At 61.3% G+C, this 26,165-nt stretch carries 23 protein-coding genes and 1 pseudogene; 13 read left to right on the top strand and 11 right to left on the bottom strand.

All coding sequences use genetic code 11. From position 1 onward, the window contains the following. Window positions 1-71 precede the first annotated feature (71 nt). From choX to AC1RP7_RS01880, 5 genes and pseudogenes are all read left to right on the top strand, one after another. Window positions 72-1,013, top strand: coding sequence for a choline ABC transporter substrate-binding protein (choX, locus tag AC1RP7_RS01900; protein WP_090454910.1), 942 nt, complete (start codon window positions 72-74; stop codon window positions 1,011-1,013). A 313-nt stretch (window positions 1,014-1,326) separates the two neighbouring features. Further along, window positions 1,327-2,460 carry an aminotransferase class V-fold PLP-dependent enzyme gene (locus AC1RP7_RS01895; RefSeq protein ID WP_493182335.1) on the top strand — a complete coding sequence of 378 codons (1,134 nt, stop codon included), beginning with the start codon at window positions 1,327-1,329 and terminating at the stop codon, window positions 2,458-2,460. 89 nt (window positions 2,461-2,549) lie between these two features. Next, window positions 2,550-3,104 (top strand): YdeI/OmpD-associated family protein, encoded by a 555-nt coding sequence (locus tag AC1RP7_RS01890; protein ID WP_493182333.1) that lies wholly within the window; start codon window positions 2,550-2,552, stop codon window positions 3,102-3,104. 41 nt (window positions 3,105-3,145) lie between these two features. Continuing rightward, window positions 3,146-3,394, top strand: a pseudogene (locus AC1RP7_RS01885) (tyrosine-type recombinase/integrase); the annotation flags it as partial. A 283-nt stretch (window positions 3,395-3,677) separates the two neighbouring features. Then, entirely contained in the window at window positions 3,678-4,442 is a 765-nt protein-coding gene (locus AC1RP7_RS01880) for a tetratricopeptide repeat protein (RefSeq protein ID WP_493182535.1), read from the top strand. A gap of 14 nt (window positions 4,443-4,456) precedes the next feature. Here the strand turns inward: AC1RP7_RS01880 and AC1RP7_RS01875 are convergent, their stop codons facing one another. From AC1RP7_RS01875 to AC1RP7_RS01860, 4 genes are all read right to left on the bottom strand, one after another. Beyond that, complete coding sequence (locus tag AC1RP7_RS01875) at window positions 4,457-5,629, bottom strand: helix-turn-helix transcriptional regulator (protein WP_154862271.1); 1,173 nt, start codon at window positions 5,627-5,629, stop codon at window positions 4,457-4,459. 129 nt (window positions 5,630-5,758) lie between these two features. Then, window positions 5,759-7,651, bottom strand: a complete 1,893-nt coding sequence (gene cysN, locus AC1RP7_RS01870; RefSeq protein ID WP_493182332.1) for a sulfate adenylyltransferase subunit CysN — start codon at window positions 7,649-7,651, stop codon at window positions 5,759-5,761. After that, complete coding sequence (gene cysD / locus AC1RP7_RS01865; RefSeq protein ID WP_256353645.1) at window positions 7,651-8,718, bottom strand: sulfate adenylyltransferase subunit CysD; 1,068 nt, start codon at window positions 8,716-8,718, stop codon at window positions 7,651-7,653. Before cysD ends, cysN begins: the two co-directional genes overlap by 1 nt. Next, a complete protein-coding gene (locus AC1RP7_RS01860) occupies window positions 8,660-9,130 on the bottom strand; it encodes an SRPBCC domain-containing protein (protein WP_493182331.1) in 471 nt (156 codons plus the stop codon). Before AC1RP7_RS01860 ends, cysD begins: the two co-directional genes overlap by 59 nt. 209 nt (window positions 9,131-9,339) lie before the next feature. On the opposite strand from AC1RP7_RS01860, the gene AC1RP7_RS01855 reads away from it, so the two are divergent. From AC1RP7_RS01855 to AC1RP7_RS01825, 7 genes are all read left to right on the top strand, one after another. After that, a complete protein-coding gene (locus AC1RP7_RS01855) occupies window positions 9,340-10,455 on the top strand; it encodes a DUF1214 domain-containing protein (protein ID WP_159389773.1) in 1,116 nt (371 codons plus the stop codon). After that, complete coding sequence (locus AC1RP7_RS01850) at window positions 10,452-11,621, top strand: sulfotransferase family protein (protein WP_493182329.1); 1,170 nt, start codon at window positions 10,452-10,454, stop codon at window positions 11,619-11,621. Before AC1RP7_RS01855 ends, AC1RP7_RS01850 begins: the two co-directional genes overlap by 4 nt. Window positions 11,622-11,653: 32 nt before the next feature. Beyond that, window positions 11,654-12,442: an SDR family oxidoreductase gene (locus AC1RP7_RS01845; protein WP_223502086.1), complete on the top strand. Its 789-nt coding sequence runs from the start codon at window positions 11,654-11,656 to the stop codon at window positions 12,440-12,442. Between the two features lie 12 nt (window positions 12,443-12,454). After that, window positions 12,455-13,423, top strand: a complete 969-nt coding sequence (locus tag AC1RP7_RS01840; protein WP_493182327.1) for a DHH family phosphoesterase — start codon at window positions 12,455-12,457, stop codon at window positions 13,421-13,423. 189 nt (window positions 13,424-13,612) lie between these two features. Further along, window positions 13,613-14,434, top strand: a complete 822-nt coding sequence (locus AC1RP7_RS01835; RefSeq protein ID WP_218498313.1) for an ABC transporter substrate-binding protein — start codon at window positions 13,613-13,615, stop codon at window positions 14,432-14,434. Next, window positions 14,431-15,276, top strand: coding sequence for an amino acid ABC transporter permease (locus AC1RP7_RS01830; RefSeq protein ID WP_493182325.1), 846 nt, complete (start codon window positions 14,431-14,433; stop codon window positions 15,274-15,276). The genes AC1RP7_RS01835 and AC1RP7_RS01830 overlap by 4 nt, the downstream gene beginning before the upstream one ends. 34 nt (window positions 15,277-15,310) lie before the next feature. Next, a complete protein-coding gene (locus AC1RP7_RS01825) occupies window positions 15,311-16,693 on the top strand; it encodes an LLM class flavin-dependent oxidoreductase (protein WP_493182323.1) in 1,383 nt (460 codons plus the stop codon). Window positions 16,694-17,136: 443 nt separating this feature from the next. On the opposite strand, the gene AC1RP7_RS01820 is transcribed toward AC1RP7_RS01825, so the two are convergent. The 7 genes from AC1RP7_RS01820 to AC1RP7_RS01790 all read right to left on the bottom strand — a co-directional run bounded on the left by AC1RP7_RS01820 (window position 17,137) and on the right by AC1RP7_RS01790 (window position 25,251). Beyond that, complete coding sequence (locus AC1RP7_RS01820; RefSeq protein ID WP_493182322.1) at window positions 17,137-18,609, bottom strand: aldehyde dehydrogenase family protein; 1,473 nt, start codon at window positions 18,607-18,609, stop codon at window positions 17,137-17,139. Further along, window positions 18,602-19,429 carry an ABC transporter permease gene (locus AC1RP7_RS01815; protein ID WP_057715265.1) on the bottom strand — a complete coding sequence of 276 codons (828 nt, stop codon included), beginning with the start codon at window positions 19,427-19,429 and terminating at the stop codon, window positions 18,602-18,604. Before AC1RP7_RS01815 ends, AC1RP7_RS01820 begins: the two co-directional genes overlap by 8 nt. A gap of 1 nt (window position 19,430) precedes the next feature. Then, entirely contained in the window at window positions 19,431-20,348 is a 918-nt protein-coding gene (locus AC1RP7_RS01810) for an ABC transporter permease (protein WP_057715264.1), read from the bottom strand. 31 nt (window positions 20,349-20,379) lie between these two features. After that, complete coding sequence (locus AC1RP7_RS01805) at window positions 20,380-21,522, bottom strand: ABC transporter substrate-binding protein (protein ID WP_057715263.1); 1,143 nt, start codon at window positions 21,520-21,522, stop codon at window positions 20,380-20,382. 39 nt (window positions 21,523-21,561) lie between these two features. Beyond that, entirely contained in the window at window positions 21,562-22,677 is a 1,116-nt protein-coding gene (locus tag AC1RP7_RS01800) for an ABC transporter ATP-binding protein (RefSeq protein WP_090454925.1), read from the bottom strand. A gap of 357 nt (window positions 22,678-23,034) precedes the next feature. Next, window positions 23,035-23,859: a response regulator transcription factor gene (locus AC1RP7_RS01795; RefSeq protein WP_057715261.1), complete on the bottom strand. Its 825-nt coding sequence runs from the start codon at window positions 23,857-23,859 to the stop codon at window positions 23,035-23,037. 171 nt (window positions 23,860-24,030) lie between these two features. Beyond that, the gene (locus AC1RP7_RS01790) at window positions 24,031-25,251 is read right to left on the bottom strand and encodes an MFS transporter (protein WP_493182321.1); all 1,221 of its coding nucleotides are present in this window, start codon (window positions 25,249-25,251) and stop codon (window positions 24,031-24,033) included. A gap of 133 nt (window positions 25,252-25,384) precedes the next feature. Between AC1RP7_RS01790 and AC1RP7_RS01785 the strand changes: the two genes are divergently transcribed. Continuing rightward, the gene (locus tag AC1RP7_RS01785) at window positions 25,385-26,158 is read left to right on the top strand and encodes an AraC family transcriptional regulator (RefSeq protein WP_150814501.1); all 774 of its coding nucleotides are present in this window, start codon (window positions 25,385-25,387) and stop codon (window positions 26,156-26,158) included. The last annotated feature ends 7 nt before the right edge of the window (window positions 26,159-26,165 follow it).

Here is a 26,165-nt window from a genome sequence, read left to right as displayed (position 1 = left end):
ATTGGACACTCAATGAAAAAAAAGTTATCACTGGATTCTCCAAAAAACAAGAGAACGCAAGGGGATCCGGTATGAAAAGCAGTGCTATCGGTTGTGCCGTGCTGTTGATGACATTCCAGGGGATTGCCGGCGCCGCGGACCCTGTGGGGTGTCGCGCGCCTCAGTTCGCAGAGGTGGGATGGACCGACATCACGTTGACGACGTCTTTGACCACAGCAGTATTGGAAGGACTGGGCTACGCCCCAAAAGTCATAACGTTATCGACGGGAATTGCCTACAAGGCGATGGAAGGCAAGAGTATCGACGTGTTCCTCGGAACATGGGATCCCGCATTGATCGAGGCGGCTCAGCCTTACTACAACAACAAGTCGATTCAGACAGTGCGAGTGAACCTCACGGGCGCAAAATTTACCTTGGCGGTTCCGCGATACGTCTATGAGCAAGGTGTAAAAAGCTATGCTGACCTGGACACTTACAAGTCAAAGTTTGGCGGGAAAATCTATGGAGTAGAGCCAGGCGGAAACAAACCGATCCAGAACCTCATCGCGGATAACGCGTATAACCTGGGTAGCTGGAGCCTGGTTGAGTCCAGTGAGAAGGGCATGCTGACACAAGTCGGCAGGCAAATCAGAAAGAACGACTGGATTGTGTTTCTGGGCTGGGCTCCTCACCCAATGAACAAGAATATTGAACTGGAATATTTGTCAGGTGGCGACAAGTACTACGGAGAAAATTTCGGCGCATCGTCGGTGCGGACCGACGTGCGTACGGGATATCTGGAGGAATGCCCTAACGTGGGCCAACTCCTGAAAAATCTGGAGTTTTCCATCGATGCCGAAAACACCATGATGGACTACGTGATCAATGGTGGCCTTGACCCACGCTCTGCGGTAAAAAAATGGCTGAGTGCCCATCCCGAATGGCTTGATAGAACGTTGCTTGATGTTCAAACAGTGGAAGGTCAACCTGGGCTCGCGGCGGTAAAGTCTTATATGGATACTGCGTCAAAATAGACGACACTTCTCAACAAATTGAATCTCCCCGGGCTCTATAGACCGGGAGCATCCTTATCAGCGCAGCGCCTAGGCCCCATGTGCTAGGCGCGAGCGGCGTATCGATCTGGCTACCGCCCAACCGCAATGTCCAAAAATGAATTCCCCTTGGGGTTTCAAACACTTTTGAACCTTTAAGCCCCCCTTCCCACAACTCAGCAGCGACCTGCCAGCCGCTCGACAGAAGTCGCAATTCAATCCCGAGCAATCTTGTCATTTGCCAAGGCTTAGGGCAGGGTCGATACCACTGAGATCCCTGCCAAAGGAGTCACCCATGTCAAAGCTCTATCCCAGTATCGATCCCGAGGGGCTGGTCGAGTACTCAGTGGTCTACACCGACCGCTCGCTCAACCACATGTCGCAGTCATTTCAAGGCGTGATGAAGAACATTTCCAAGACCCTGAAACAGGTCTACAACGCCCAGGCTGTTGCGGTGGTGCCGGGCAGCGGCACATTCGGCATGGAAGCGGTGGCGCGACAGTTTGCCACCGACCAGCAATGCCTGGTGATACGCAACGGCTGGTTCAGTTATCGCTGGAGCCAGATCCTTGAGATGGGCAACATCCCGGCGGCCACCACGGTGCTCAAAGCCCGACCGGTCGACACAGGTCGCCAGGCTGCCTACGCTCCACCCCCTCTGGACGAAGTGCTGGCAGCCATTGCGGCGCAGAAGCCGCAGATTGTCTTCGCCCCCCACGTTGAAACGTCATCAGGGATTATCCTGCCCGACGAGTACCTGCGGGCCGTTGGCGACGCGGTGCATGCGGTGGGTGGCCTGTTCGTGCTGGACTGCATCGCCTCAGGCACGATTTGGGTTGATATGCACAAATGCGCAGTCGACCTGCTGATCAGCGCACCGCAGAAAGGCTGGAGCGCCTCCCCGTGCTGCGCCCTGGTGATGCTCAGTGCTTTGGCCCTAGAGCGCATCGAGCAGACGCAGAGCAGCAGCTTCGCCTGCGATCTGAAAAAGTGGCTTCAGATCATGCAGGCCTACGAACAGGGCGGACATGCCTACCATGCGACCATGCCCAGCGATTCCCTCGCGCGATTCAACGAAGTGATGAAAGAGACGCAAGCCTACGGTTTCGACAAGGTCCGCGGCGAACAACAGGCTCTGGGCGATCGGGTGCGCGCAATGTTGACCGGCAAAGGCATCAAAAGCGTGGCCGCAGCCGGCTTTCAGGCTCCTGGCGTAGTGGTGAGTTACACCGATGATGCCGACATCAAGAACGGTAAGAAATTTGCCAGCCACGGCCTGCAGATCGCCGCCGGAGTGCCGTTGCAATGCGACGAGCCGGCCGACTTCCAGACCTTTCGCATCGGTCTGTTCGGACTCGAAAAGCTGCACAATATCGAGCGCACGGTCAGCACCCTCGAGAAGGCACTGGACGAGGTGATGGATAACTAAGCGCTCATCTTGGCGTCATCAATGTCGCATTTAAACGCGACAGTGATGTTGCCAGAACGTAGTCAGGCATATTAGTTGGAGGAGTGGCAATGACAGTAATCGATGTGAAATCCCGATTCGAAGCAAAGCTTCTTCGTCCGGCAAAGCCCGGTAATGATACGTCGTGGGCGTTCGCAGTACTGCCAAGAGACGCGAGTGAACCGCTTCCGAGGCGGGGAAGGACGACAGTTGAAGGCACAATCAATGGGCACCATTTCCAGGCAACCCTTGAGCCCGATGGTCAGCTGAGCCATTGGCTGAAGGTAAGTAGCGAGTTACTCGACGCCGCAGGTGTGGCCGTTGGGGATATCGTTACACTCGAGCTAACCCCTGTGAAAAAGGAACCCGAACCTGACATCCCGGCAGATTTTGAGGAAGCACTGGCAGCCACTCCTGAGGCTCGTAAAGTTTGGAATAATACAACGACCATCGCACGAGTAGACTGGATCCACTGGATTACTTCAGCCAAGCAACTCAAGACGCGCGAAAAGCGAATTGGTGATGCCTGCGATATGCTTGCAACCGGCAAGAAGCAGGTTTGCTGTTTCGACCAGTCCGGCTATTACAGTAAGGCCTTCCGTGCGCCCGAGGCAGAAAACTCTTAAATGGAATATTCCGTTGAATACGCCTGACGATGCGTCCATCTTCCACCAGACAATACGCTTGAATAGTCAAAGCGTGGGTGACAGCGATTGGCCTGGACCCAGCCATGTACGGTACTCACACACTACGGCGAACCAAGGCATCGCTGATCTATCGCAGGACGAACAACCTGAGAGCTGTCCAGCTTCTGCTTGGTCATACGACGCTTGAAAGCGCCGTCAGATACCTGGGAATCGAGGTCGATGATGCCCTGGAAATGCCGGAACAAACGGAAGTGTCCCGTCCTGAATAAGGTTTACACCTTCTGATCTATTTTCAGGAGGACGTAATGTACGCAGGAAAAAGACGTAGGCTGAGCGTCCGTTAATGGCCGTTTTGCTCCCTGCGTGAAGAACAGCAACAGATCGTGCCTGGATGTTGGGGGTGGTAAAAAATGGTACTGGTCGCAACGGTCGTTGCAGCAGGAACTTCAGGGTATTGGCCAGGTCAATAGCGGCCCTGTATCGCAAATGCCGAGCAGCGTTGTGGCCTGTTTTACGGCAGTGCCGTTTGAATTCAGTCGAGTCCGCCCCCTGATGCCAACCAAGAGTTTTCTGCCGGGCCTCATCCTGGTGTTCTGCGCTGTCCCGTCGCTTTGTTCGGTTGCTGCCGAACGAAGCGCGCCGGCGCGGAGTAACAGCGCATCAACCACCTTGATCGAAACCGCCTCGCGGCAGTATGAAAATGGCCAACTGGACCAGGCCGCCGCTACGCTGGAGCGTGCCCTGCATATCCAGCCGAACAATCCCGCGACGTTGCATTACCTGGGTGTGTTGCGCCTTCAGCAGGGGCAGTACCAGCAGGCTGAAACCCTGGCGGCGCGCTCGAACATACGGGTTGGTCGCAACGTCGAGTTACGCAACCGCAACTTCCAATTGATCCAGGCGGCGCAGCAGGCCCAGTCTTCGGGTACCCCACCCAATGCAAAAGAGGACTTGGTCGCAGTACAGAAGGGGCTGGAGGAGGAGGCCCAAAGGCGTCGCGAAGCGGAAGTGGCCGTTGCTGAGCAATCCACTCCGGACACTGGGAGCGACGCTGGCAACTTGGCTCGCGCAGAGGCATATCGGGGGCTGGATGCGCCGTCGGCTGGCAGAGCCGGGTCCGAAGGAAAATTACAAATGACTAATGCTGAGCCAGAGCGGGCGTACGCTGAGGTCGAGATTCCCCGCGGCCATATGCCGCGTCCGGGCAAATGCCGAATCTGGTTTCCTGATCGCCCGGCAGGGCATCAGCCCGCACCCGGCAAATGCAAGAAGCTGCGACATCGGGTTCCCCCGGGGGCCTACCTGGTGCGCGGTTGAGTTTATGCAGACAGCTACCCCAACGACGCCACGCTATTGAGCAAGGTCTTGACCAGTTGCGCCTGGCGCGTGGCGCCAGTCTTGGCGAATACACCGCGCAAGTGAGCGCGCACGGTGTTGCGCGAAACCCCGAGTGCCTCGGCTGTCTCATCGAGGGTCTGGCCGTCCATGACCAGCATGGCCACTTCGGTTTCCGTGCGGGTCAGTTGGAACAGGCTACGCAGCAGGTCACGAGAGGCTTGTGGCGAGTCGGCGGGATCGCGGATGAACACCACCACTGCCGGGCGTCGGGCGCTGTTGTGGGTCTGGTAGTTCATGGCAATCGGGCGCAGCAGCAGGTTCAGCGGCATCTCACCGCTGGGCCGCGACAGGGTCAGGACTTGCAGGTCGTCGAGGCCGCGGGGGCGTTGTTTCAACACGGCCTGGATGGCCTGCTGCAGTGTGCGGTTCTCATGGTTGGCGAAGGCACAGAGCTTGTCGTGCTTGCACTCCAGACCGTCATGGCTGTCGAACAGGCGCTGGGCGGCACGGTTGCAGCGCATCATCCGGCCGTTCTCGTCGAGGATGGCCGTGCCCACCATCAGGCGGTCGATGGTTGCCGCGTAGAGCTGGCGTTCGGCATCCAGTTGATCCACCGCCGAGTGCAGGTCCACCGCCTGTTGCAGGTGCGGCAGCAACAGGCGGATCAGGTTGATCTGCGCCGGGGTGAACGCTTCGCTGGCGTGGTCGCGGCAGGCGAACAGTGCGCAGTGCATGCCGGCGGCAGTGCGCATGTTGGCCACCAGCACATCGCGCAGGTCCAGGGGATGCAGGTAGTTGCGGTAGAAATCATGGGCCAGCCAGGCCTCCGTGCCCAGCACCTGGTCGGCACTGGCCACCTGGTCCGCGGGCCAGTCGAGGAACGGGCAGATCGAATAGAAGTGTTCGCTGTAAGAGGGCTCGCCGGGCAACAGCGCGCCATGCACCGAGGCATTGACGATCAGCCCGGGGCGTTCATGGTCGGGGTTGCGCAGCACCAGGGTGAAGAAGCTGGCGGCGAATCGCTGGCGCAGGGCTTCCAGCAAACTGGCCCAGGGCGTGGGCTCCAGCGTGCCGTGGTAGACCAGCCCGAGCAGGTTGCTGAGCTCGGCAGAGGGGATGTCGATGCTGGCGTGCAGGTCCGGGCAGGTGGAAAAGGGCAGGGTCATGCGCGCCTCTTTGGCTGCGTGTTGTCATGGGCGAGTATCGACCGGGGTCACGGCGGCAAAATCGTCCGTTTGGCCTAGGCACTGACGGGCGCAGCGCATACCCAAGGGGCAGGCTGCGCCCGGTAGCTCTTACAGCGCCAGCAGGGCTTCGACTATGCGTTCGGCGGCGGCCTCGGCAGACTCGTGCCGGGTGTCGATATGGATATCCGGCGCCACTGGCGGCTGGTAGGGCGAGTCGATGCCGGTGAAGTTCTTCAGCTCACCGCGCCGGGCTTTGAGGTACAGGCCCTTGGGGTCGCGCTGCTCGGCCAGGGCCAGCGGCGCATCGATGAAGATCTCGAGGAAGTTGCCGTCACCGGCCAGGCTGCGGGCCATGTCACGCTCGGCCCGGAACGGTGAGATGAACGAGACCAGGGTGATCAGTCCGGCATCGAGCATCAGCTTGGCCACCTCCGCGACCCGGCGGATGTTTTCCACCCGGTCGGCTTCGGTAAAGCCCAGGTCGCGGTTCAGGCCGTGGCGCACGTTGTCGCCGTCGAGCAGATAGGTGTGGCGGCCCAGGGCATGCAGCTTGCGCTCGACCAGGTTGGCGATGGTCGATTTACCCGCGCCGGACAAACCGGTAAACCACAGCACCCGTGGCGACTGGCCCTTGAGCGCGGCGTGGGCCTCGCGGTTGACGTCGATGGCCTGCCAGTGCACGTTCTGCGCACGACGCAAGGCGAAGTGCAGCATGCCGGCACCGACCGTGCGATTGCTCAGGCGGTCGATAACGATAAAGCCCCCGGTATCGCGGTTGTCGGCATAAGCATCGAAGGCGATCGGCCGGTCCAGGTGCAGGTTGCATACGCCAATGCCGTTCAGCTCCAGGGTCTTGGCCGCCAGGTGCTCGAGGCTATTCACATCGACCCGGTGCTTGAGGTTGGCGCAGCTCATGCCGACGGTGCGGCAACCGATCTTCATCAGGTACGGGCGCCCCGGCAGCAGGGGCTGTTCGTCCATCCATACCAGGGTCGCTTCGAACTGGTCGGCCACCGCCGGCGGGGTGTCGGCCAGGGCGATCAGGTCGCCGCGGCTGATATCGATCTCGTCCTTGAGGGTCAGGGTCACGGCCTGGCCGCACAGGGCTTGCTGCTGCTCCCCGGCGCTGCCAAGGATGCCGGTGATCTCGCTCTGCTGGCCCGAGGGCAGCACCCGGATGCGCTCGCCGACGCGCACGCTGCCGGCCACGACGTTGCCGCAATAGCCACGAAAATCCAGGTTCGGCCGGTTCACCCACTGCACCGGTAGACGGAACGCTGCCTGGCTCTGCCGGTCCTGCTCCAGCGGTACGTCTTCAAGGTAGGCAAGCAGGCTCGGGCCCTGGTACCAAGGCGTGTTGGGGCTGGCCTGGAGCATGTTGTCGCCGCGCAGCGCCGACAGGGGGATGCACTGGATATCCTGCAGGCCGATCTGTGCGGCGAAGGCGCGATACTCGGCTTCGATGCGCTCGAACACCGCCTGGGAGTAGTCCACCAGGTCGAGCTTGTTGATCGCCACCACCACCTTGCGGATGCCCAGCAGCGACACCAGGTAACTGTGCCGGCGGGTCTGGGTCAGCAAGCCCTGGCGGGCGTCGATGAGGATCACCGCCAGGTCGGCGGTGGACGCGCCGGTGACCATGTTGCGGGTGTACTGTTCGTGGCCGGGGGTGTCGGCGACGATGAACTTGCGCTTGTCGGTGGCAAAGAAGCGATAAGCCACATCGATGGTGATGCCTTGCTCGCGCTCGGCGCTCAGGCCGTCGACCAGCAGGGCGAAATCCAGTTCGTCACCCTGGGTGCCGAGCTTTTTCGAGTCGGCTTCGAGCTGGCCAAGCTGGTCCTCGAATAACACCTTGGATTCATACAGCAGTCGGCCGATCAGGGTGCTCTTGCCGTCGTCGACACTGCCACAGGTGATGAAGCGCAGCAGCTGCTTGTTCTGCTGTTGTTGCAGGTAGGGCGTCAGGTCGCCATTGCGTGCGTCGGTGATTGCGTTCATCAGAAATACCCCTCTTGTTTTTTCTTCTCCATGGAGCCCGCCGAGTCGCTGTCGATCAGGCGGCCCTGGCGTTCCGAGGTGCGGCTGACCAGCATTTCGCCGATGATCGCCGGCAGGTTGTCGGCGTCACTGTCGATTGCGCCGGTCAACGGGTAGCAGCCCAGGGTGCGGAAGCGCACCTTGCGCAGTTCTGGGGTTTCTCCCGGCAGCAGCGGCAGGCGCTCGTCGTCGACCATGATCAGCGTGCCGTCACGGCGTACCACCGGGCGCTCCTTGGCGAAGTACAAGGGCACGATGGGGATCTGTTCCAGGTAGATGTATTGCCAGATATCCAGCTCGGTCCAGTTCGACAGCGGGAACACCCGCAGGCTTTCACCCTTGCGCTTGCGGGTGTTGTACAGGTGCCAGAGCTCCGGGCGCTGCTGCTTGGGGTCCCAGCGGTGCTGCTCGGAGCGCAGGGAAAACACCCGCTCCTTGGCCCGCGACTTTTCCTCGTCGCGCCGGGCGCCGCCGAACGCGGCATCGAAACCGTAGTGGTCCAGGGCCTGCTTCAGGCCCTGGGTCTTCCACACATCGGTGTGCAAGGCCGAGCCGTGGATGAAAGGGTCGATGGCCTTTTCCACGCCTTCGGGGTTGATGTGCACCAGCAGTTCCAGGCCCAGGCGTTCGGCGGTCTGGTCGCGAAAGGCGATCATTTCGCGAAACTTCCAGGTGGTGTCCACGTGCAGCAGGGGGAAGGGCGGCTTGCCCGGGGCGAAGGCTTTCATCGCCAGGTGCAGCATGACCGCGCTGTCCTTGCCGATGGAGTAGAGCATCACCGGGTTTTCACACTCGGCCACCACTTCACGGATGATCTGGATGCTTTCCGCTTCCAGCCATTGCAGATGAGTCAACATCGAATACCTCCTCGAGTTCTGCCGGGATTGGCGCCGGCTGAACACCACGGTAGGTAAAGCACCGCCGGCACTTCTTCGTCTGCTTGGACGAAGAGGCGCCGGCAGCTGCAGGTCACGCGACGGACGCGTACAGCGTCTCGACACGGATCTTGAGGGCGTGGGCAACGGCATCGAACCCTTGTTTGACCCAAGCGCCATGATCGGTCATGACCTGGTCGGCGGTGGCGCCGAGGAACTGGTCGGTGGTGTGGTAGCGGCAACTGGCCGCGCCGATGGGCTCGATGTGCTGCTCGCGACGGGCAGCGTCGGGATTGTCGGCGTTGGCATACATCTCCCAGGCGAGTAACCGGTGGGGTTCGAAGTCAGCCAGGTACTCGATCACGTGCAGCAGTTCACCAGGTCGTCCCGGATCGGGCAGAAACAGATTGACCGGTTCGCCCAGTCGCAAGCTGGACTCGACCTTGACGGTGTAGGGGTTCCACTGCGGATAACGCACCAGGTCGATCAGTACCGACCAGACAAATTCGGCCGGTGCGGCGATGTCCACGGTCACTGAACGGACCAGATTTTTCTCTGCGGTCATGGGTAACTCCTCTGAGGATGACTGCGCGCCACGAACTGCGGCGGGAAGTAAGCCATGGGCTCAGGCGCGATCCTCGCCGCTCACGGCGCACGGCTCCTCGTCTGTGCGGACTAGCAGGCGATTTAGTCCGCTTGGACGAAGAATCGGCAAGGGGGTGCTCCCTAAGGTCACTGGCAGCGGCGGACTTTCCGCCAACAGAGGAGACCGACATGGTTACAGACAGGATTGATCAGGAGGTGCTCAGCGGCGAAAGCTGGAACCTCTTCTGCGAGCAACTGCGGCGCAGCGGCGAGCAAATATTGCGCGCCGAGGCTCCGGCCGATGTGCAGACCCGCGCCGAAGGATTTCGCTATCTCACGCGCTTGCTGCGCATTGCATTGGAAATGCACCTGGAATTTGCCGATCCGGACTTCCCGGGCTTCATCACCCCCTCCCATGAAACCGCGAAAATTGGCGCCGACAACCCCGATAATCTGTATAGCTATGCGCGCCTCAACGGCGCGCACGAGTATCGGGTCAGCGGCCAGCGCGGCAGTGTTGCCTACCTCAGTTTCGGCTCCCAGAAGGGGGGCTACGAGACGGATGGCAAGATGATCCAGACCGGGTTTCTCGATGCAGGCATGTTGCAGTCGGATGCCGAGGGCAACTTCGAAATCATCCTCAGCCAGCATCCACCCGGCATCGGTAACTGGCTGCGGCTCGAACCGCAGAGCAATGCCTTGATTGTCCGCCAAACCTTTCTGGACCGTAGTAGCGAGCAGCCGGCGCAACTGCGCATTGAACGCCTCAATGCCCGCCAGACACCCGAACCGCTGAATGCGCCGCGCTTGCAACAAAGCCTGCAGCGGGTGGGAAGTTTCGTCGAGAACACCGCGCGGTTATTCGCCGACTGGGCTCAGGGTTATCAGAAGCACACCAATCAACTGCCCGCCGCCGACCAGGCACTATGCCAGTCGGTGGGGGGCGACCCGAACATTTTCTATTACCACTCCTACTGGGCTCTGGCGGATGACGAGGCATTGCTGATCGAGGTCGATCAGGTGCCCGACTGCGATTTCTGGAATGTGCAGATCAACAACTACTGGATGGAGTCGCTCGACTACCGCTACCACCGTATCTGTCTGAACAAACAGTCGGCGCAACTGGAGGCGGATGGCCGCTTGCGCATGATCCTCTGCTGCGTTGACCCTGGTCTGGCGAACTGGCTGGAAACTGCCGGCCATCCCCATGGCACCCTCTGCCTGCGATGGGTGGGAGCAAAGCAGCCGGTGCAGCCAACGACACGCGTGGTCAAACTCAATGATCTGAAGGAGCTTGTGCGATGAGTGCCAATGACTTCGCCCTGGATACCTTGCTGGCTGAAGCTTGCGCACGTGCGGGCGGCCTCGACGATTTCGGCCCCGGCGATTTTCGCCAGGGCCTGGTGGTGCTGGCTGACGCCCTGGAAAAAGAAGCGCGGCTATCCGTGTCGGGGCGGGGACTGTTGCGTGAGAAACTGTTGGCGCAACTGGTCAACCGTCTGATCATCGAGGATCACTGTCGGCGTTACCCACAAATCCTCGAGCTGGAAATCAACGACCCACTGGTGATCGTCGGCCTGCCACGCACCGGCACCACGCTGCTGCAACGCACCCTGGCGGTGGACCCGCAGTTCAGCAAGGCGCAGTGGTGGGAAACCCGCTACCCGGCGCCTCTCGACGGGGAGACCGTGGAGCAGCCGTTGCAGCGCCTCGGCCGGGCGCGCGCCGAAGTCGCGGCGATGGTCGAGTTCCTTCCGCAACTGCTGGCCATTCACCCACTGGACGCCGAGCAGCCCGACGAAGAGTTCATGCTGATGGAGCACTCGTTCCTCTGCGCCATGGACTCCTACGTCAACGTCCCCAGCTACACCGCCTGGCTCGACCGTCAGGACCAGACCCAGGTCTACCGTTACCTCAAGCGCTCCCTGCAGTTCCTGCAATGGCAGCAGGCACGCCGTGGCATCGCCCCCGGCCGGCGCTGGTTGCTCAAGAGCCCGCAGCACCTGCATACCCTGGAGCTGTTGTTCGAAGTGTTCCCCGGTGCGCAGGTGGTGCTCACCCATCGCGAACCGGCCAGGACCATTCCCTCGCTGGCCAGCTTCATCCATACCCTGTGGCAGTTGTACAGCGACCAGGCCGATGCCCAAGCTGTCGGCGAACAGTGGAACCGGCGCATGGCGCGGGCCTTGCGCCATGCCATGGCGGTGCGCGAAGGCATGCCGGCCGGGCGCTTTCTCGATGTGCAGTTCGAAGACACCCTGGCCGCGCCCCAGGCCGTGGTCGAGCGCATCTATCGCTTCGCCGGCCTTGAATGCACGGCAAAGGTTCAGGCAGAGATGGGCCAATGGTTGTCCGTCAATGGCCGGGAAAAACGCGCTGCCCATCACTACAGCCCTGACCAGTTCGGCCTCAGCGACGCGCTGCTGCAGCGTGACTACGCCGAGTACCGCGCCCGGCATCTGAGCGCCTGAGCCTGCCCCATAACAATAAGAGGATTCATCCCATGCTGCTTAAAGACAAAGTCGTGATGGTCTCGGGCGTCGGCCCCGGGCTGGGTATCAAACTGGCCCTGGAGGCCGCGCGCGAAGGGGCGCGGGCCGTGGCCATCGGCGCCCGCGACAAGGGCCGACTGCTTGAGGCGCAACAGCGCATCAAGGCGGTCGCCGGGCATTGCGAAGTGCTGTGCGTGGCCACCGACATCACCGATGTGCAGGCGTGCAATCGTTTCGCCGAAGCCACCCTCGAGCAATTCGGCCGTATCGATGCGCTGATCAACAGCGCCTTTTCCCATGGCGGTTTCCAGGCGGTGGACGAGGCGGACAACGACCCGCTGCGCGAGGCCCTGGAGGTCAACCTGCTGGGCTCGCTGAACATGAGCCGCGCGGTGCTGGCGCCAATGCGCGCGCAGGGCGCGGGGGCGATCGTCATGATCAACACCCTGGGCGTGCGCAAACCGTATCAGGGTGGAGCGGCCTATGCCGCGTCGAAAAGCGCCCTGGCAGCCAGCGTGCGCTACCTGGCCAGCGAGCAGGCGGCCCACGGTTTGCGGGTCAACGCTCTGGCCTGTGGCTGGATGTGGGGCGAGCCGGTGCAGGCCCTGGTACGCCAGAGCGCTGCCGCCCGGGGTGTCAGCGAAGAACAGGTGCGCGCCGAGTTCAGTGCCGGCATCCCTGGCGGGCGCATGCGCAGCGACGAGGAGTGCGCCCGCGCTGCGTTGTTTCTGGCATCGGACTACGCCAGTGCGATCAATGGCGCGCAACTCGATGCCAACGGCGGCGAAGTCATGTACTGAGGAGCAGGGCAGATGAACACAATCGATCACTGCGCCTTCAATGGCGATGCCGACGGTCTGTGCGCCCTGCAGCAGTTGCGCCTGGCGGGTGAACTGGGTTCGCAGGTGCGCCTGGTCAGCGGGGTCAAGCGCGACATCGAGTTGTTGCGCCGGGTCCAGGCCGGGCCCGGCGAGCGGGTCACCGTGCTGGACGTGGCCCACGAGCAGAACCGCGAGGCCACCCGGCGCCTGCTCGACGCCGGCACCCGGGTACGCTACTTCGACCACCACTTTGCCGGTGAACTGCCGCAGCATCCGGCATTCGAGTCCTTCATCGACACGGCCGCCCAGGTGTGTACCAGCCTGCTGGTCAACACCTACCTGGACGGGCGTCATCACCGCTGGGCGGTGGCGGCTGCCTTTGGTGACGGCCTGGCCGGCCCGGCCCGGGTGCTGGCGGCGCAGCATGGCCTGGCCAGCAACGAGGTGCACGCCCTGGAGGAACTGGGCCTGCTGCTCAACTACAACGCCTATGGCGACAGCCTGTCGGACCTGCACTTCGAGCCGCTGGCGCTGGCCGCCGAGCTGCTGCCTTACCACGACCCGCTGGACTTCATCCGCCACAGCACAAGCTTCACCACCCTGCGCACCGGCCACGCCGCCGACATGGCTGCAGCCGCAGGCCTTGAACCCTGGCACGAGGGACGGGGCGCGCAGCTGTACCGCCTGCCCGCGCAACCCTGGGCGCGGCGGGTCAGCGGTGTGCTGGCCAACCAACTGGCGGCCGGTGCGCCGCGCAAGGCGATCGGCTTGCTCAGCGCCAGGGCGGACGGTGACTGGGCGTTCAGCCTGCGGGTACCGGAAGAGGCCGGGCTGGCGGCGGATGCCTTCTGCCGGCAGTTTCCCACGGGGGGCGGGCGCAAGCGTGCTGCCGGGATCAACCATCTGGCCGAAGCGCAATTGAAGGAAGTCGCCGCACGCCTGCTCGATTGCTATCGCTGAGCAAAGGGCAACGCCCGGACCGGATCTGTCGGGGTGTTGCTTGCCACCAAGAGTCAGCGGTTCAAGCACCTGAACCGCTTGATCCAATATAGCTTGAATACAGTCTTATATTCCATAAAGCTAGTACAAACTATTTTTATAGTGCGTTTTAATCTATTCAGTATTTTGAATCGATTGGAGCACTTGTCTGTGAAAACTAAGGCACTTTTACCTTTTGGCTTGGCATTACTGGCTACCTGCTCGACGGCTTTCGCGGGCGCCACCCTGGATCGCGTAACCAGGAGCGGGGAGCTGACCGGCGTTCTGATGGAAAGCTATCCGCCATTCTCCTTTCTCAATGAACAGAACCAACTGGACGGGTTTGACGTCGATGTCGCCAAGGCCGTTGCGCAACGGCTAGGGGTGAAGCTGAAGCTGCAGACTCCGTCTTGGGATGTCATCGCTGCCGGCCGCTGGAACGGACGATATGACATCTGCGTCTGCTCGATGACCCCGAGCAAGGCACGGGCCGAAGTGTTCGACTTTCCGGTGGAGTATTACCAGTCACCGGCGGTGATCGTGGTCAATGCCAAAGACAAGAACATTGTCACGGGCAAGGATCTGTCAGGTAAAAAAGTCGGTGTGATCAGTGCGTCGACCTATGAAGCCTATTTGAACAAGGATCTGGTGATCGAGGGCGCCGAGGACAAGCCGTTGAGCTATCCATTCGAAAGCGTCCAGATCGCGCCATACGACAACGAAACGGTAGCTTTCCAGGATCTGGCCTTGGGCACGGGCGTGCGCCTGGATGCCATGGTCACTAACCTCATCACCGCTCGCGAACGCATCGCCCAGGATCCTCGTTTTAAAATTGCCGGCGACACGCTGTATGCAGAGCCCAACGTGGTAGCGATCGAAAAGGGTGATCCGCAATGGAATGCCAAAGTCACTGAGGTCGTGACCCAGCTCAAGGCCGACGGCACATTAAGCAAGATTTCACAGAAGTGGATCGGTGCCGATATCAGCCAATGACAGCCCTCAATCCACACCCGGCCAAGACGGCTGTCGCCCCCGAAACCGAGACGCGTCGTTTCAGCCCGCTACCTGGTTTTCGCACTCGCCTGTATATGACCTGGGCAGTGCTGTTTGGCCTGTGCGTCATGTTTTTCATGAGCTTCGATCTGAAGTTCTCGATCATTGTGCAGAAGCTGCCCAATCTGGTCGGCCTGCATTTGGGGCCTGACGGTTTCTTGCAAGGCGCCGCGCTGACACTGTTCCTGTGCTTGTGTTCGATCTGGCTTTCGTTGCTCCTTGGCTTCGTGACGGCACTGGCGCGCCTGTCTCGCAGTGCAGTGGCCTTCGGCGTTGCCAGTTTCTATGCGTCTTTCTTCCGCGGTACTCCACTGTTGATCCAGATCCTGCTGATCTACCTGGGGCTGCCGCAGTTGGGTGTCGTGCCGGGCGCCATCAGCGCGGGAATCATTGCGCTGTCGCTCAATTACGGTGCCTACCTCAGCGAGATTTTTCGTGCCGGCATCATGGCTGTAGCACCCGGACAGCGCGAAGCGGCGATGGCTCTGGGACTGGGGCCGGCGGCAACGTTCCTGCACATCGTCCTGCCGCAAGCCATGCGCACGATCATTCCCCCGACAACCAGTCAGTTCATTTCAATGCTCAAGGACTCATCGTTGATATCGGTGATGGGGGTCTGGGAAGTGATGTTCCTGGCGCAGTCGTACGGTCGCTCGTCTTACCGCTACATCGAAATGCTCACCACCGCAGCCGTTATCTATTGGCTCCTGTCCATTGGACTGGAGTTGATACAGAACCGTCTTGAACGCCACTACGGCAAAGGTTTCAAGCATCAGCGCTGACCCGTCCGTTTAATGACTTTTTACAGGTACTACGATGTCCGATCCAAAACCTCTGTTGTTTGCGTTATACGAGCAAGCCAGCGTTGGCTGTGGCGGCGCGCCGAGCCTCTGGACGCACCCGGCCGACGAGCGACTGACCATCAACTCGCTGGGCTACTGGTCGAACCTGGCACGCATCGCCGACCAGGCTCATCTCGACATGCTGTTTTTTGGTGATGTGCTGGGTTTCTACGATGTGTTTGGCGGTAATGCCGACGCGGCCATGAAGTGGGCGGTGGAAGCACCGGCCAACGACCCGTTGATGATCATCCCGGCATTGGCCGCCGTGACGGAAAACCTCGCCTTCGGCGTCACTGTCACCACCAGTTACGAGCATCCTTTCACCCACGCCCGGCGCTTCAGCACGCTGGACCACCTGACCAATGGCCGGGTCGGCTGGAACATCGTCACCTCCTACCTGACCAGCGCCGCTCGCAACTTCGGCCTGGAGCAGATGATCAAGCACGATGATCGCTATGAACGCGCAGACGAATTTCTCGATGTGGTCTACAAACTCTGGGAAGGCAGCTGGGCAAACGATGCCGTGGTTGCCGACAAGTCTCGCCAGGTCTATGCCAAGGGCGATCGCGTGCGACCGATCAATCATGTTGGCGAGCATTATCGGGTGGCCGGGCCGCATTTGACGTCCCCGTCACCGCAACGCACACCCTTGCTGATCCAGGCCGGTTGGTCAGGCCGTGGCCGCGAGTTTGCAGCCAAGCACGCCGAACTGATTTTCATCGCCAAGTCCAACCCGCTGGAGATTCGCCAGGGATTGGAAGATATATGGACGCAGGCCAGGGCATGGGGGCGTCACGCCGGGGATGTCAAATCACTGACGGTACTTCGCATCGTCACGGCCAGGACCGAGATCGAAGCCCAACGCAAATATGACGAACTGCAAAGCAACTATCACTTGCAGGCGCAACTGGTGAGTTATGCCGGTGATACCGGTATCGACATCAGCCGCTACGCGGACAGCGACGCGTTGTCCACTCACACCGAAGGCATGACTTCCTATGTGATGCGTCCTGATGGCAGTGGCAAGCCCTTGACCGCCGGCGATGTCAAACAGCGCTTTGCCAATGTCACCCGGGGCAGTGATCTGATTCTGGTGGGAACGCCGCAACAAGTGGCCGATCGGATCGAAGAGCACGCCCGTATTTCCGGCACCAGCGGCTACATGCTCAACCCGCTGATCAGCCCGGGCAGCCTTGAGGACTTCGTTGAACTGATCATTCCTGAACTGCAAAAACGCGGCTTGTATCGTACCCAGCCACAGAGCGGTACTTTCCGTTCGCGGTTACGGGACGATGGCGCCAGCCATTTACCGGATTCTGCTTACGGCGCCTCATTCCGCTTTGATAAAGGTGTTTAGGGCGGGACAGTCCTGAAAAAAAAGCGGCTCTCCAGAGGCTAATGCCAGTCAGCTAATCCCGGGACACTGTGGGAGCGGGCTTGCCCGCGAAGAGGCCGGCACATCCAACAGAGATACTGGCTGACCCACCGCTATCGCGAGCAAGCTCGCTCCCACAGTTTTGATCTTCAGTGAACGCCAATCCTGCGGTTGGCCACCATCCCTGTGGGCGCGGGCTTGCCCGCGAAGAGGCCGGCACATTCAACAGAGATACTGGCTGACCCACCGCTATCGCGAGCAAGCTCGCTTCCGCAGTTTTGATCTTCAGTGAACGCCAATCCTGCGGTTGGCCACCATCCCTGTGGGAGCGGGCTTGCCCGCGAAGAGGCCGGCACATTATTCAACAGAGATACTGGCTGACCCACCGCTATCGCGAGCAAGCTCGCTCCCACAGTTTGACCTGATTACTTCAAGTACCACCCCCAAGGCTGGTCGCTGACGTACTCGGTCACCTGTTTGACCTCCAGGTAATTGTGTAGCCCCCATTGGCCCAGTTCGCGGCCGATGCCGCTGTGTTTCATGCCGCCCCAGGGGGCTTCGACGAAGGTCGGTTGCGAGCAGTTGACCCAGACGATCCCTGCACGCAACTGGTTGGCGACCCGGGCGGTGCGCTGCAAGTCCGTGCTCATCACGGCGGCGGCCAGGCCGAAACGACTGGCGTTGGCCATTTGCAGCGCTTGCTCTTCGGTCTTGAAGCGCTTGATGCACAGCACCGGGCCGAACACTTCTTCGCGCCACAAAATGCTGCTGTGGCCAGGCTCGTCGAAAATCGCTGGCTCGACGAAGTAACCTTCGCGCAAGTGCGCCGGTCGCCGTCCGCCCGTGAGCAAACGGGCGCCACTGGCCAGTCCCTGGTCGATGAAGCCGAGCACCTTGTCGTACTGGCCCTGGCTGACCAGCGGACCGAGCAGCACGCCGGGCTGCATGCCTGGGCCAATGCTGATCTTGCGGGTTTCCTCCACCAGCCGTTCGATCAGGCGCGCAGCGATGGTTTCCTGCACCAGCAGACGAGACGTGGCGCTGCACACCTGGCCCTGGTTCCAGAAAATCCCGAACAAAATCCACTCCACGGCGGCTTCGACATCGGCGTCATCGAACACGATAAAGGCAGACTTGCCGCCCAGTTCCAGGCTGATGTTCTTGATGTCGCGGGCCGCCGCCGACATGATTTTCGCGCCGGTGGGCACGCTGCCGGTGAAGGCCAGTTTGTCCACCCCCGGATGCTCGGTGAGCGGGCTGCCGGCATCGGCGCCTAGGCCGGTGACCAGGTTCAAGACCCCGGCGGGCAAGCCGATACGATCGGCGGCAGCGGCCAGTTCCAGGGCGGTCAGCGGCGTCAGTTCCGACGGCTTCAACACCACAGTGGCCCCGGCTGCCAAAGCCGGCGCAACCTTCCACGCGGCCATCAGCAGCGGGTAGTTCCAGGGAATGATCTGCCCGGCCACGCCAATCGGCTCGTGGCGGATGCGGCAGCAGAAACGCGCGTCCGGCAAGGCCAGCGGCTGATCCTGTTGCTGATCCAGTTCGCGGGCCAACCCGGCGTAGTAGCGAAAACAGGCGATGGCGTCACCAATGTCCCACTGCGCTTCGGGCAAGGGTTTGCCGTTGTCGCGCACTTCCAGTTCCGCCAGCGCCTGCTGGCCACTTTCCAGTTCATCGGCCAGCGCCTCCAGCCATTGCCCGCGCTCGGCGCCGCTGGTCTGGCCCCAGCCATTGTCGAAGGCACGCCGGGCCGCACGCACGGCATGATCGACGTCTTCTTCGGTGCCCGCCGCCACGCGGTGGAAGGCCTGTTCGGTAGCCGGATCAATCACGTCCAGATAGCCGCCCAGGTCCGGGCTGACCCATTCGCCGTTGATATAGAGCTGATCACGCATGGTGCGACTCCTGGACGCCGGTGCGGCGGTTTTGCAGATGGCGGGAAGTGAACAGCAGGGCCAGCGACACGCAGATGATTACCGTGGAAATTGCGTTGATCTCCGGCGTCACGCCACGGCGGATGGAGGAAAAGATGTAGATCGGCAACGTCGTTTCGGAACCGGCAACGAAGAACGCGATGATGAAATCGTCGAAGCTGAAGGTGAACGCCAACAGGAACCCGGCCATGATCGCGGGGCTGATCTGCGGCAGGGTCACCCGCCAGAAGGTGTCCATCGGTGGCGCGTACAGGTCCGCCGAGGCTTCCAGCAAGGCCTTGTCCAGGGAATCGACGCGGCTGCGCACGATCACCATCACCAGTGCCATGGTGAACAACGAATGCGCGGCGATCACGGTGAAGAACCCCATGTTCAACTTCGGTACCGTCGGCAACCAGCTCGCCAGCAACGGGTTGATCAGGTCGAACAGGCTGATGAAGGCAATCAGCGTCGAGATGCCGATGACGATGCCCGGCACGATGATCGCGCAATAGGTCAGGGCATCGAACAGCATCCGCACCTTGGCGCCGCAACGCTGCAGGCCGAACACCGCCAGGGTGCCGAACAGCGTGGCGATCACCGCCGAACTGAAGGCGATCAGCGCGCTGTTGCCCAGAGCTTCCATGATGAACGGGTTGCCGAACGCGGTGCCGAACCATTGCACCGAGCAGCACTGGAACGCCAGGCCACTGCGCCCGGCGTTGAAGCTGAACAGGACGATCAAGGCAATCGGCGCGTAGAGAAACAGGTACAGCGAGGTTGAATAGCTGCGCAGCCACATGTCACAGGCCTCCGTCGGCAGGGCGGCCGCCGTAGCGCGCCACCAGTTTCAGATACACGCCGATGATCAGCAGCATCATCGCCACCAACGTCATGGCCAGCGCACTGCCGAACGGCCAGTTGCGCGATTGCAGGAACAGGTCGACCAGCGCGTTGCCGACAAAGAACACTTTGCCACCGCCGAGAATGGCCGGGATCAGGAACTCGCCCATCAACAGGATGAACACCAGCATCACCCCGGTGATGATCCCCGGCGCGGACAGCGGCAGAGTGATCCGGCGGAAGCTTTCGAAGGCGCTGGCACCGAGGTCCGCCGAGGCTTCGAGCAGGCGTTTGTCGAGTTTTTCCAGGCTGACGTAGATCGGGAACACCATCAGCGGCAGGTAGCCGTAGACGATGCCGATCAGCACCGCCCACGGCGTGTTGATCAGCCGTACATCCTCAAGACCCAGGCTGGCCAACAGCGCCGGGATGCCCTTGCCGCTGAGGATGAAAATCCACGCGTAGGTGCGGATCAGGAAACTGGTCCAGAACGGCACGATCACCAGGGTCAGCAACAGCGAGCGGTTCCTTGTGACCTTGACCGCAAGGAAGTACGCCAATGGATAAGCCGCCACCAGGCACACCAGAGTGCCCAGCGGCGCCAACATCAGCGTGTTGCTGAAGGCCGCGCCGCGAGAACCGAGGTTCAGGTAGTTGGCCAGTGTGAAGCCACCGGCGTAACCGCCCACGGCGCTGCGCTCGCCGAAACTGAAGACCAGGATGATCACCAGCGGCATCAACAACAGCAGCAGGAACCACAGGGTCGAAGGCAAGAGCATCAGCAGGGTAATGCGCCGGCCGAGGCTGCGCCGTTGGCGAACCTCGACCGACAGGGCATGGCCCGGCTGCACCGTTTGCGGGTGGGCGGCGGCATTCATGGGTGACTCCTCATTGGCCATGGTCAAGCGATCAGGCGGACTTGAAACGCGCCATCAGTTCGGCGCGCGCCGGGCTGGTCAGCGTCGCGGCGGCACCGAACTCCAGCGGGCTCAGGGCCTCGGCGGCCGGGTACATGATCGGATCGTCGAGCATCGCCACAGGCAGCAGCGCGTCGACACGCTTGTCGCCGCTCGGGTAGCCGTGGCTCAGCACTTCCAGCTTGTTGTGCTGCGGGTCGAGCAGGTAGTTGATGAAGGCATAGGCGGCGTCCTTGTGTTCCGAACTTTTCGGAATCGCGAAGAAGTCGCTCCACAGTTCGCCACCTTCCTTACCTAGTTCGAACTGCATTTGCGCGTTGTCGCGGTGCAGTTGCGAGGCGTCGCCGGTCCACGACATGGCCAGCCAGGCATCGCCGCTGCGCATCGACGGCTGGATGTCGGAGTTGATCGCGAACAGGTGTGGCTTGACCTCGATCAGCAGCTTTTCGGCATCGGCCAGTTCTTTCGGGTCCAGGGAGTTGAAGCTGTAGCCAAAGCTTTTCAGCGCGTTGCCGATGGCGGTCAACTGGTAGTCGTGGACCATTGTCCGGCCACTGGCCGGGCCTTGGGCGGCGGCCCAGAATTCCTTCCAGCTGGCTGGGCCGTTTTTCAGTTTGCCGGCGTCGTAGAGCATGCCGGTGGTGCCCCAGTTTTTCGGTACCGCGTAGACCTTGCCGTCCACCGTGCCCTGGGCCATGAACTTTTGCTGGAACGCCGAGGCGTCGAAGTTGGGGATGCGCGACAGGTCCAGCGGCTCGATCAGCCCCAGGCCGACGTAGGTGCTGATGGTGTAGTTGGTCGGCACCAGCACGTCCCAGCCACTGCCGCCGGCCTGCAATTTGGCGAGCATTTCCTCGTTGGAACCAAACACGCTCATCGACACCCGGGCGCCTGTGGTCTTGCCGAAGGCGTCGAGGTTTTCCTGGCTGTGGTAGTTCGGCCAGGTCGCCAGCGACAGGCGATCACCGAGTCTGGTTTGCTCGGCGGCTTCTGCGGTGGAGGTCAGCAGGCCGGGCATGTTGGTCGCGACCACGGCGGCGGCGATCCCAAGGCCCGTGCGGCCAAGGAACTCACGGCGACTGATCGAGCCATTCTGCCAGCTGCGCAGGGTTTTTATAAAAGTCTTCTGGTCCATAGCACGCTCCACATCCGGTTGATGAAACGAATCGATGATTTACAACGCCATGGCCAGGCCATTGGCGTGATCCCAGCCGACGCGCACTGCCGCGCCGTGTTCGAATGCATTGGCGCCGTGATCCTGCTGGCGCGGCACCCGCACGCAAACCACGCCAAAGGCCTGGGTGCGCACGCGGTACTCGGTGGAATTGCCCAGATAAATGCGATCTTCGACGCAGCCCGGCAGCTTCACTTCCCGGGTCATCTCGGCGTTGGCCCCGGCGATGCTGATCAGCTCAGGCCGCACCGCAATGCAACCGGCGGCGTTGGCGCTCAGGGCTTTGCCGGTGGGGGTGAGGGGGCTGGTCAGTTCCAGCCCTTGCTCGGTGCGCAGCACCACGGAGTTGCCGTTGAGCTGGCGCACGGTGCCGTCGAACAGATTGGACTCACCGATAAAGTCGGCCACATAGCGGCTGGCCGGGGCTTCATAGAGTTGTTCCGGAGTGGCGGTCTGGATGATCGAACCGTTGTGCATCACGCTGATGCTGTCACTCATCGACAGGGCTTCTTCCTGGTCGTGGGTGACCAGCACGAAGGTGATGCCGACCTCGCGCTGCAAACGCAGCAATTCCGATTGCATCTCCTTGCGCAGCTTGCGGTCCAGCGCAGCCAGTGGTTCGTCGAGCAGCAACACCGTCGGCTTGTTCACCAGCGCACGGGCGAGGGCGACACGCTGTTGCTGACCGCCAGACAGTTCGCTCGGCTTGCGCTGACCGAAGCCGCTCAGGCGTACCATCTCCAGGGCTTCGTCGGCCATGCGCAGTTGCTGTTTTTTGTCAGGGCGCGGGGTGCGATAGCGCAGGCCATAGGCAATGTTCTGTGCCACGGTCAGGTGCGGAAACAGCGCGTAATGCTGGAACACCATGTTCACCGGCCGCTCGAAGGCCGGCACGCCGGCAACGCTCTTGCCGGCCAGACGAACCTCGCCGCTGGTGGGCTGTTCGAAGCCGGCGATCATGCGCAGGGTGGTGGTCTTGCCGCAGCCCGAGCCGCCGAGGAAGGAATGAAACGAGCCACGGCGCACCGCGAAATTCAGACCGCCGACGGCCTGCACCTCGCCATAGCGTTTGACCACATTGCAGAATTCGATATCGCTTGGCGGGGTGTTGTTCACGAGACGGGCTCCCTTGCAGTGATGAATCAGTGCGTCGGGGGCCAAACTAGCAATCGGGGTTTTGCGGTGTATATATCCCTTGGGGGATAGAAGCGGATTGTCGTAGGAGCGAGCTCGCTCGCGATGGACCCAAGAGCACTGTGTTGAGCCAGTCATCACGCGTAATCGTTAACGACCATCGCGAGCGGGCTCGCTCCTACAGGGATTTGAGGTGAATACAAATTTTGTTTACACCGCCGACCATTGTGGGAGCGAGCTTGCTCGCGATGGCGGTGTGTCAGACACATGGATGTTGAATGTAAGGCCGCAATCGCGAGCAAGCTCGCTCCCACAGGGGGGGCTGCTAGCCGACAGGGATCAGGCTTGCAGCTTGAGGCCGGGGGCCTGCAACGGATCCTCCGTCAGCTCTCGAATAAACAACCCCAGCAACTCCGACTGGCTGCCGATGCCCAGCTTGGCGTAGATGTTCTTGCGGTGAATCTTTACCGTGCCGGGGCTGATGTTCAGTTGTTCGGCCACCGAGGCGCTGGAGTGGCCGCGCAGCAACAGTTGAACGATTTCCTGCTCGCGCCCGGTAAGGATGTGCGCACCGAACTGGTCGAAGGCTTCGCGGATCTTGAAGTCCAGGTCCTGCGCCGGTCGCGGTTCCTGAGCCTGACGCAAGCGCCAAGCCTCATTGATGACCTGCTCGACCACCGCTTGCGCGCACTCGACCAGTTGCATTTCGTCCCGGCTGAATGCACAGCTGGCGCTGGAGCGCATCAACGACAGCACCGCCATGGCGCCACCACCGAGATCAACGAAGAACGCCACTTCCTCGGCCAGTCCGGTTTGCTGGTAATAGGTCAGGAAGTACTCGCCGAGGTAGAAGTGGTCGGGGGCGAACTGGCGCAGACGCCATAGCCCCGGCGCCTGCCCGCGTGTACAGGCCAGGTAGAAGGGATCGAGCAGGTAAGGCCCGCACTGATAGTCGTCGACATACACCGCCCGCTTGTCCGCCGAGAACGTATCGAACAACGCCAGTGGCCGGTGATTGCCTTCGTAGACAAACAACACGAAATGATCGACCGGGCAGATTTGCCGAAGCCAATGGCTCAGCCCCGACAACCGCCCATGCCCGGCAGGCAGGTCGAGCAGGTGGGCGACACCGGTGGTCCAGAGTTTCAGTTCCTTGGGGCGCATGGCGGCTACAGGCAGAAGAGGATGGCCTTTGGATGCACAAAGTACGCCATGGCGGTATTGCCCGTGTGAAGCGCGGCGGTTGGCGGTGCGTCGTGGCAAAGACGCACCGCAACAGGGCTTGGTGTTACCGAGTGCTACAGGGCAGGTATCAAAAATGATCGGCTGAATCCTTTAACGAGCACTCCGGGTCGAAGGCAACAGGATCGTCAGAATCCCCAGCAAAGGCAGGAACGAACACAGCGTGTACACGTACTCGATGCCATGGATATCCGCCAGGTGCCCCAGCAGCGCGGCACCGATCCCGCCGAAACCGAACATCAGGCCGAAGAACACCCCGGCGATCATGCCGACGTTACCGGGCACCAGTTCCTGGGCGAAGACCACGATGGCCGAGAACGCCGAGGCGAGGATGAAGCCGATGATCATACTCAGCACACCCGTCCAGAACAGGTCGACGTAGGGCAGGGCGAGGGTGAAGGGCGCGGCGCCGAGGATGGAAAACCAGATCACCTGCTTGCGGCCGATCCGGTCGCCGATCGGGCCACCAAAGAACGTGCCCGCCGCGACGGCGCCAAGAAACAGGAACAGGTACAGCTGCGAACTGGCCACCGACAGGTCGAACTTCTCGATCAGGTAGAAGGTGAAGTAACTGGTGAAGCTGGCCATGTAGAAGTATTTGGAAAACACCAGCAGCGCCAACACCACCAGGGCGAATGTCACCCGCCGTTTCGACAGGCCGTGGGTGGCCTTGCTGCCTTGCTTGAGCTTGAACAGGTTCAGGTGATTGCGATACCAACGGCTCAGGCCGTACTGCACGAGGATGGCAAACACTGCGAACAGGCCGAACCAGGCGACGTTGCCCTGGCCATAGGGAATGATGATCGCGGCGGCCAACAGCGGACCGAAGGCGCTACCGGCGTTGCCACCAACCTGGAAGGTCGACTGCGCCAGGCCGTAGCGACCGCCCGAGGCCAGGCGCGCCACCCGCGAGGTCTCCGGGTGAAAGGTCGACGAACCAACCCCCACCAGTGCCGAGGCCACGAGAATGGCCGGGAAGCTGCCGACCATCGACAGCATGAGAATACCGATCAGGGTGCAGACCATGCCGGCCGGCAACAGCCACGGTTTGGGATGACGGTCGGTGTAGAAACCGATCCACGGTTGCAGCAGCGAGGCGGTGAGCTGGAAGGTCAGGGTGATCAGGCCGACCTGGGTGAAACTCAGGCCATAACTGGCCTTGAGCATCGGGTAGATCGACGGCAGCACGGCCTGGATCAGGTCGTTGATCAGGTGCGCCAGCGCACAGGCGCCGATGACGCGCATGACCAGGGGGCTGGCCTGGCTGGCCACCGAAGCGGTGGGTGGGGGAGAGCTCAGGGTAGTGGTCGACATAGGCGAGTTTCCGGATAAAAACGCGAACTGCGAACGCAAGGCGCAGCCAATTTCAGGGTTCGGCGTTATCCTAGGGGCCTCAACGGCGCCCGTCTCGCGCAACTCGGGCATGGACCATCGCAAAAAGGGCGTCATGATCAAACCATTGCAGACATTTCTCGCGGAGATCGACCAGGGCGGCTGGAGCGTACGCAGCAGTGCGACCGACTACCCGGAAAACTGGTTCATCCCGCCGCACTCCCATGAAAAGCATCAACTGATCTATGCCATCGAAGGCGTGATGGTGGTGCACGCCGCCACCAGCCAATGGACGGTGCCGCCGAGCCGTGGCATCTGGATGCCGAGCGGTGAAGTGCATTCGATTCGCTGTGTGGGGGCGATCAAGATGCGCAGTGTTTTCGTGCGCCCAGACCCGAGCCTGGATCTGCCCGCCGAAACCCGGGCGGTGAGTGTTTCCGCGTTGCTGAGCGAGCTGATCAAGGTCTCGGTCGATTTCGACTTCGCCTGCAATCCGGACTCGCGGGAGGCCCGGGTGCTGCGGCTGATCCTGGATGAACTGACGATCCTGCCGACCTTGCCGTTGAACCTGCCGCAGCCCGCCGACCAACGTATCAACCTGATTTGTAGTGCGTTGCAGCGTGACCCTGGGGATGGCTCGACGTTGTCGGATTGGAGTGCCCGGTTGAGCCTCGACGCCAAAACCATCCAGCGCAGGTTTCGCAAGGAAACCGGCATGACTTTCGGCCAATGGCGCCAGCAAGCGCGACTGCTGTTGGCGCTGGAACGGATAGCCGTCGGGGAGAAGATCATCGACATCGCCGGGGAGCTGGGATACGACAGCCCAAGCGCATTCACGACCATGTTCAAGAAGCAGTTCGGCAAGACGCCGAGCGATTTTTTCAAGTGATGGAAAG

Source organism: Pseudomonas sp. GW822-FHT01E03 (assembly GCF_058802985.1).
Note: the sequence above shows the minus strand (reverse complement) of the source record. Positions and strands in the feature narration are given on the sequence as shown.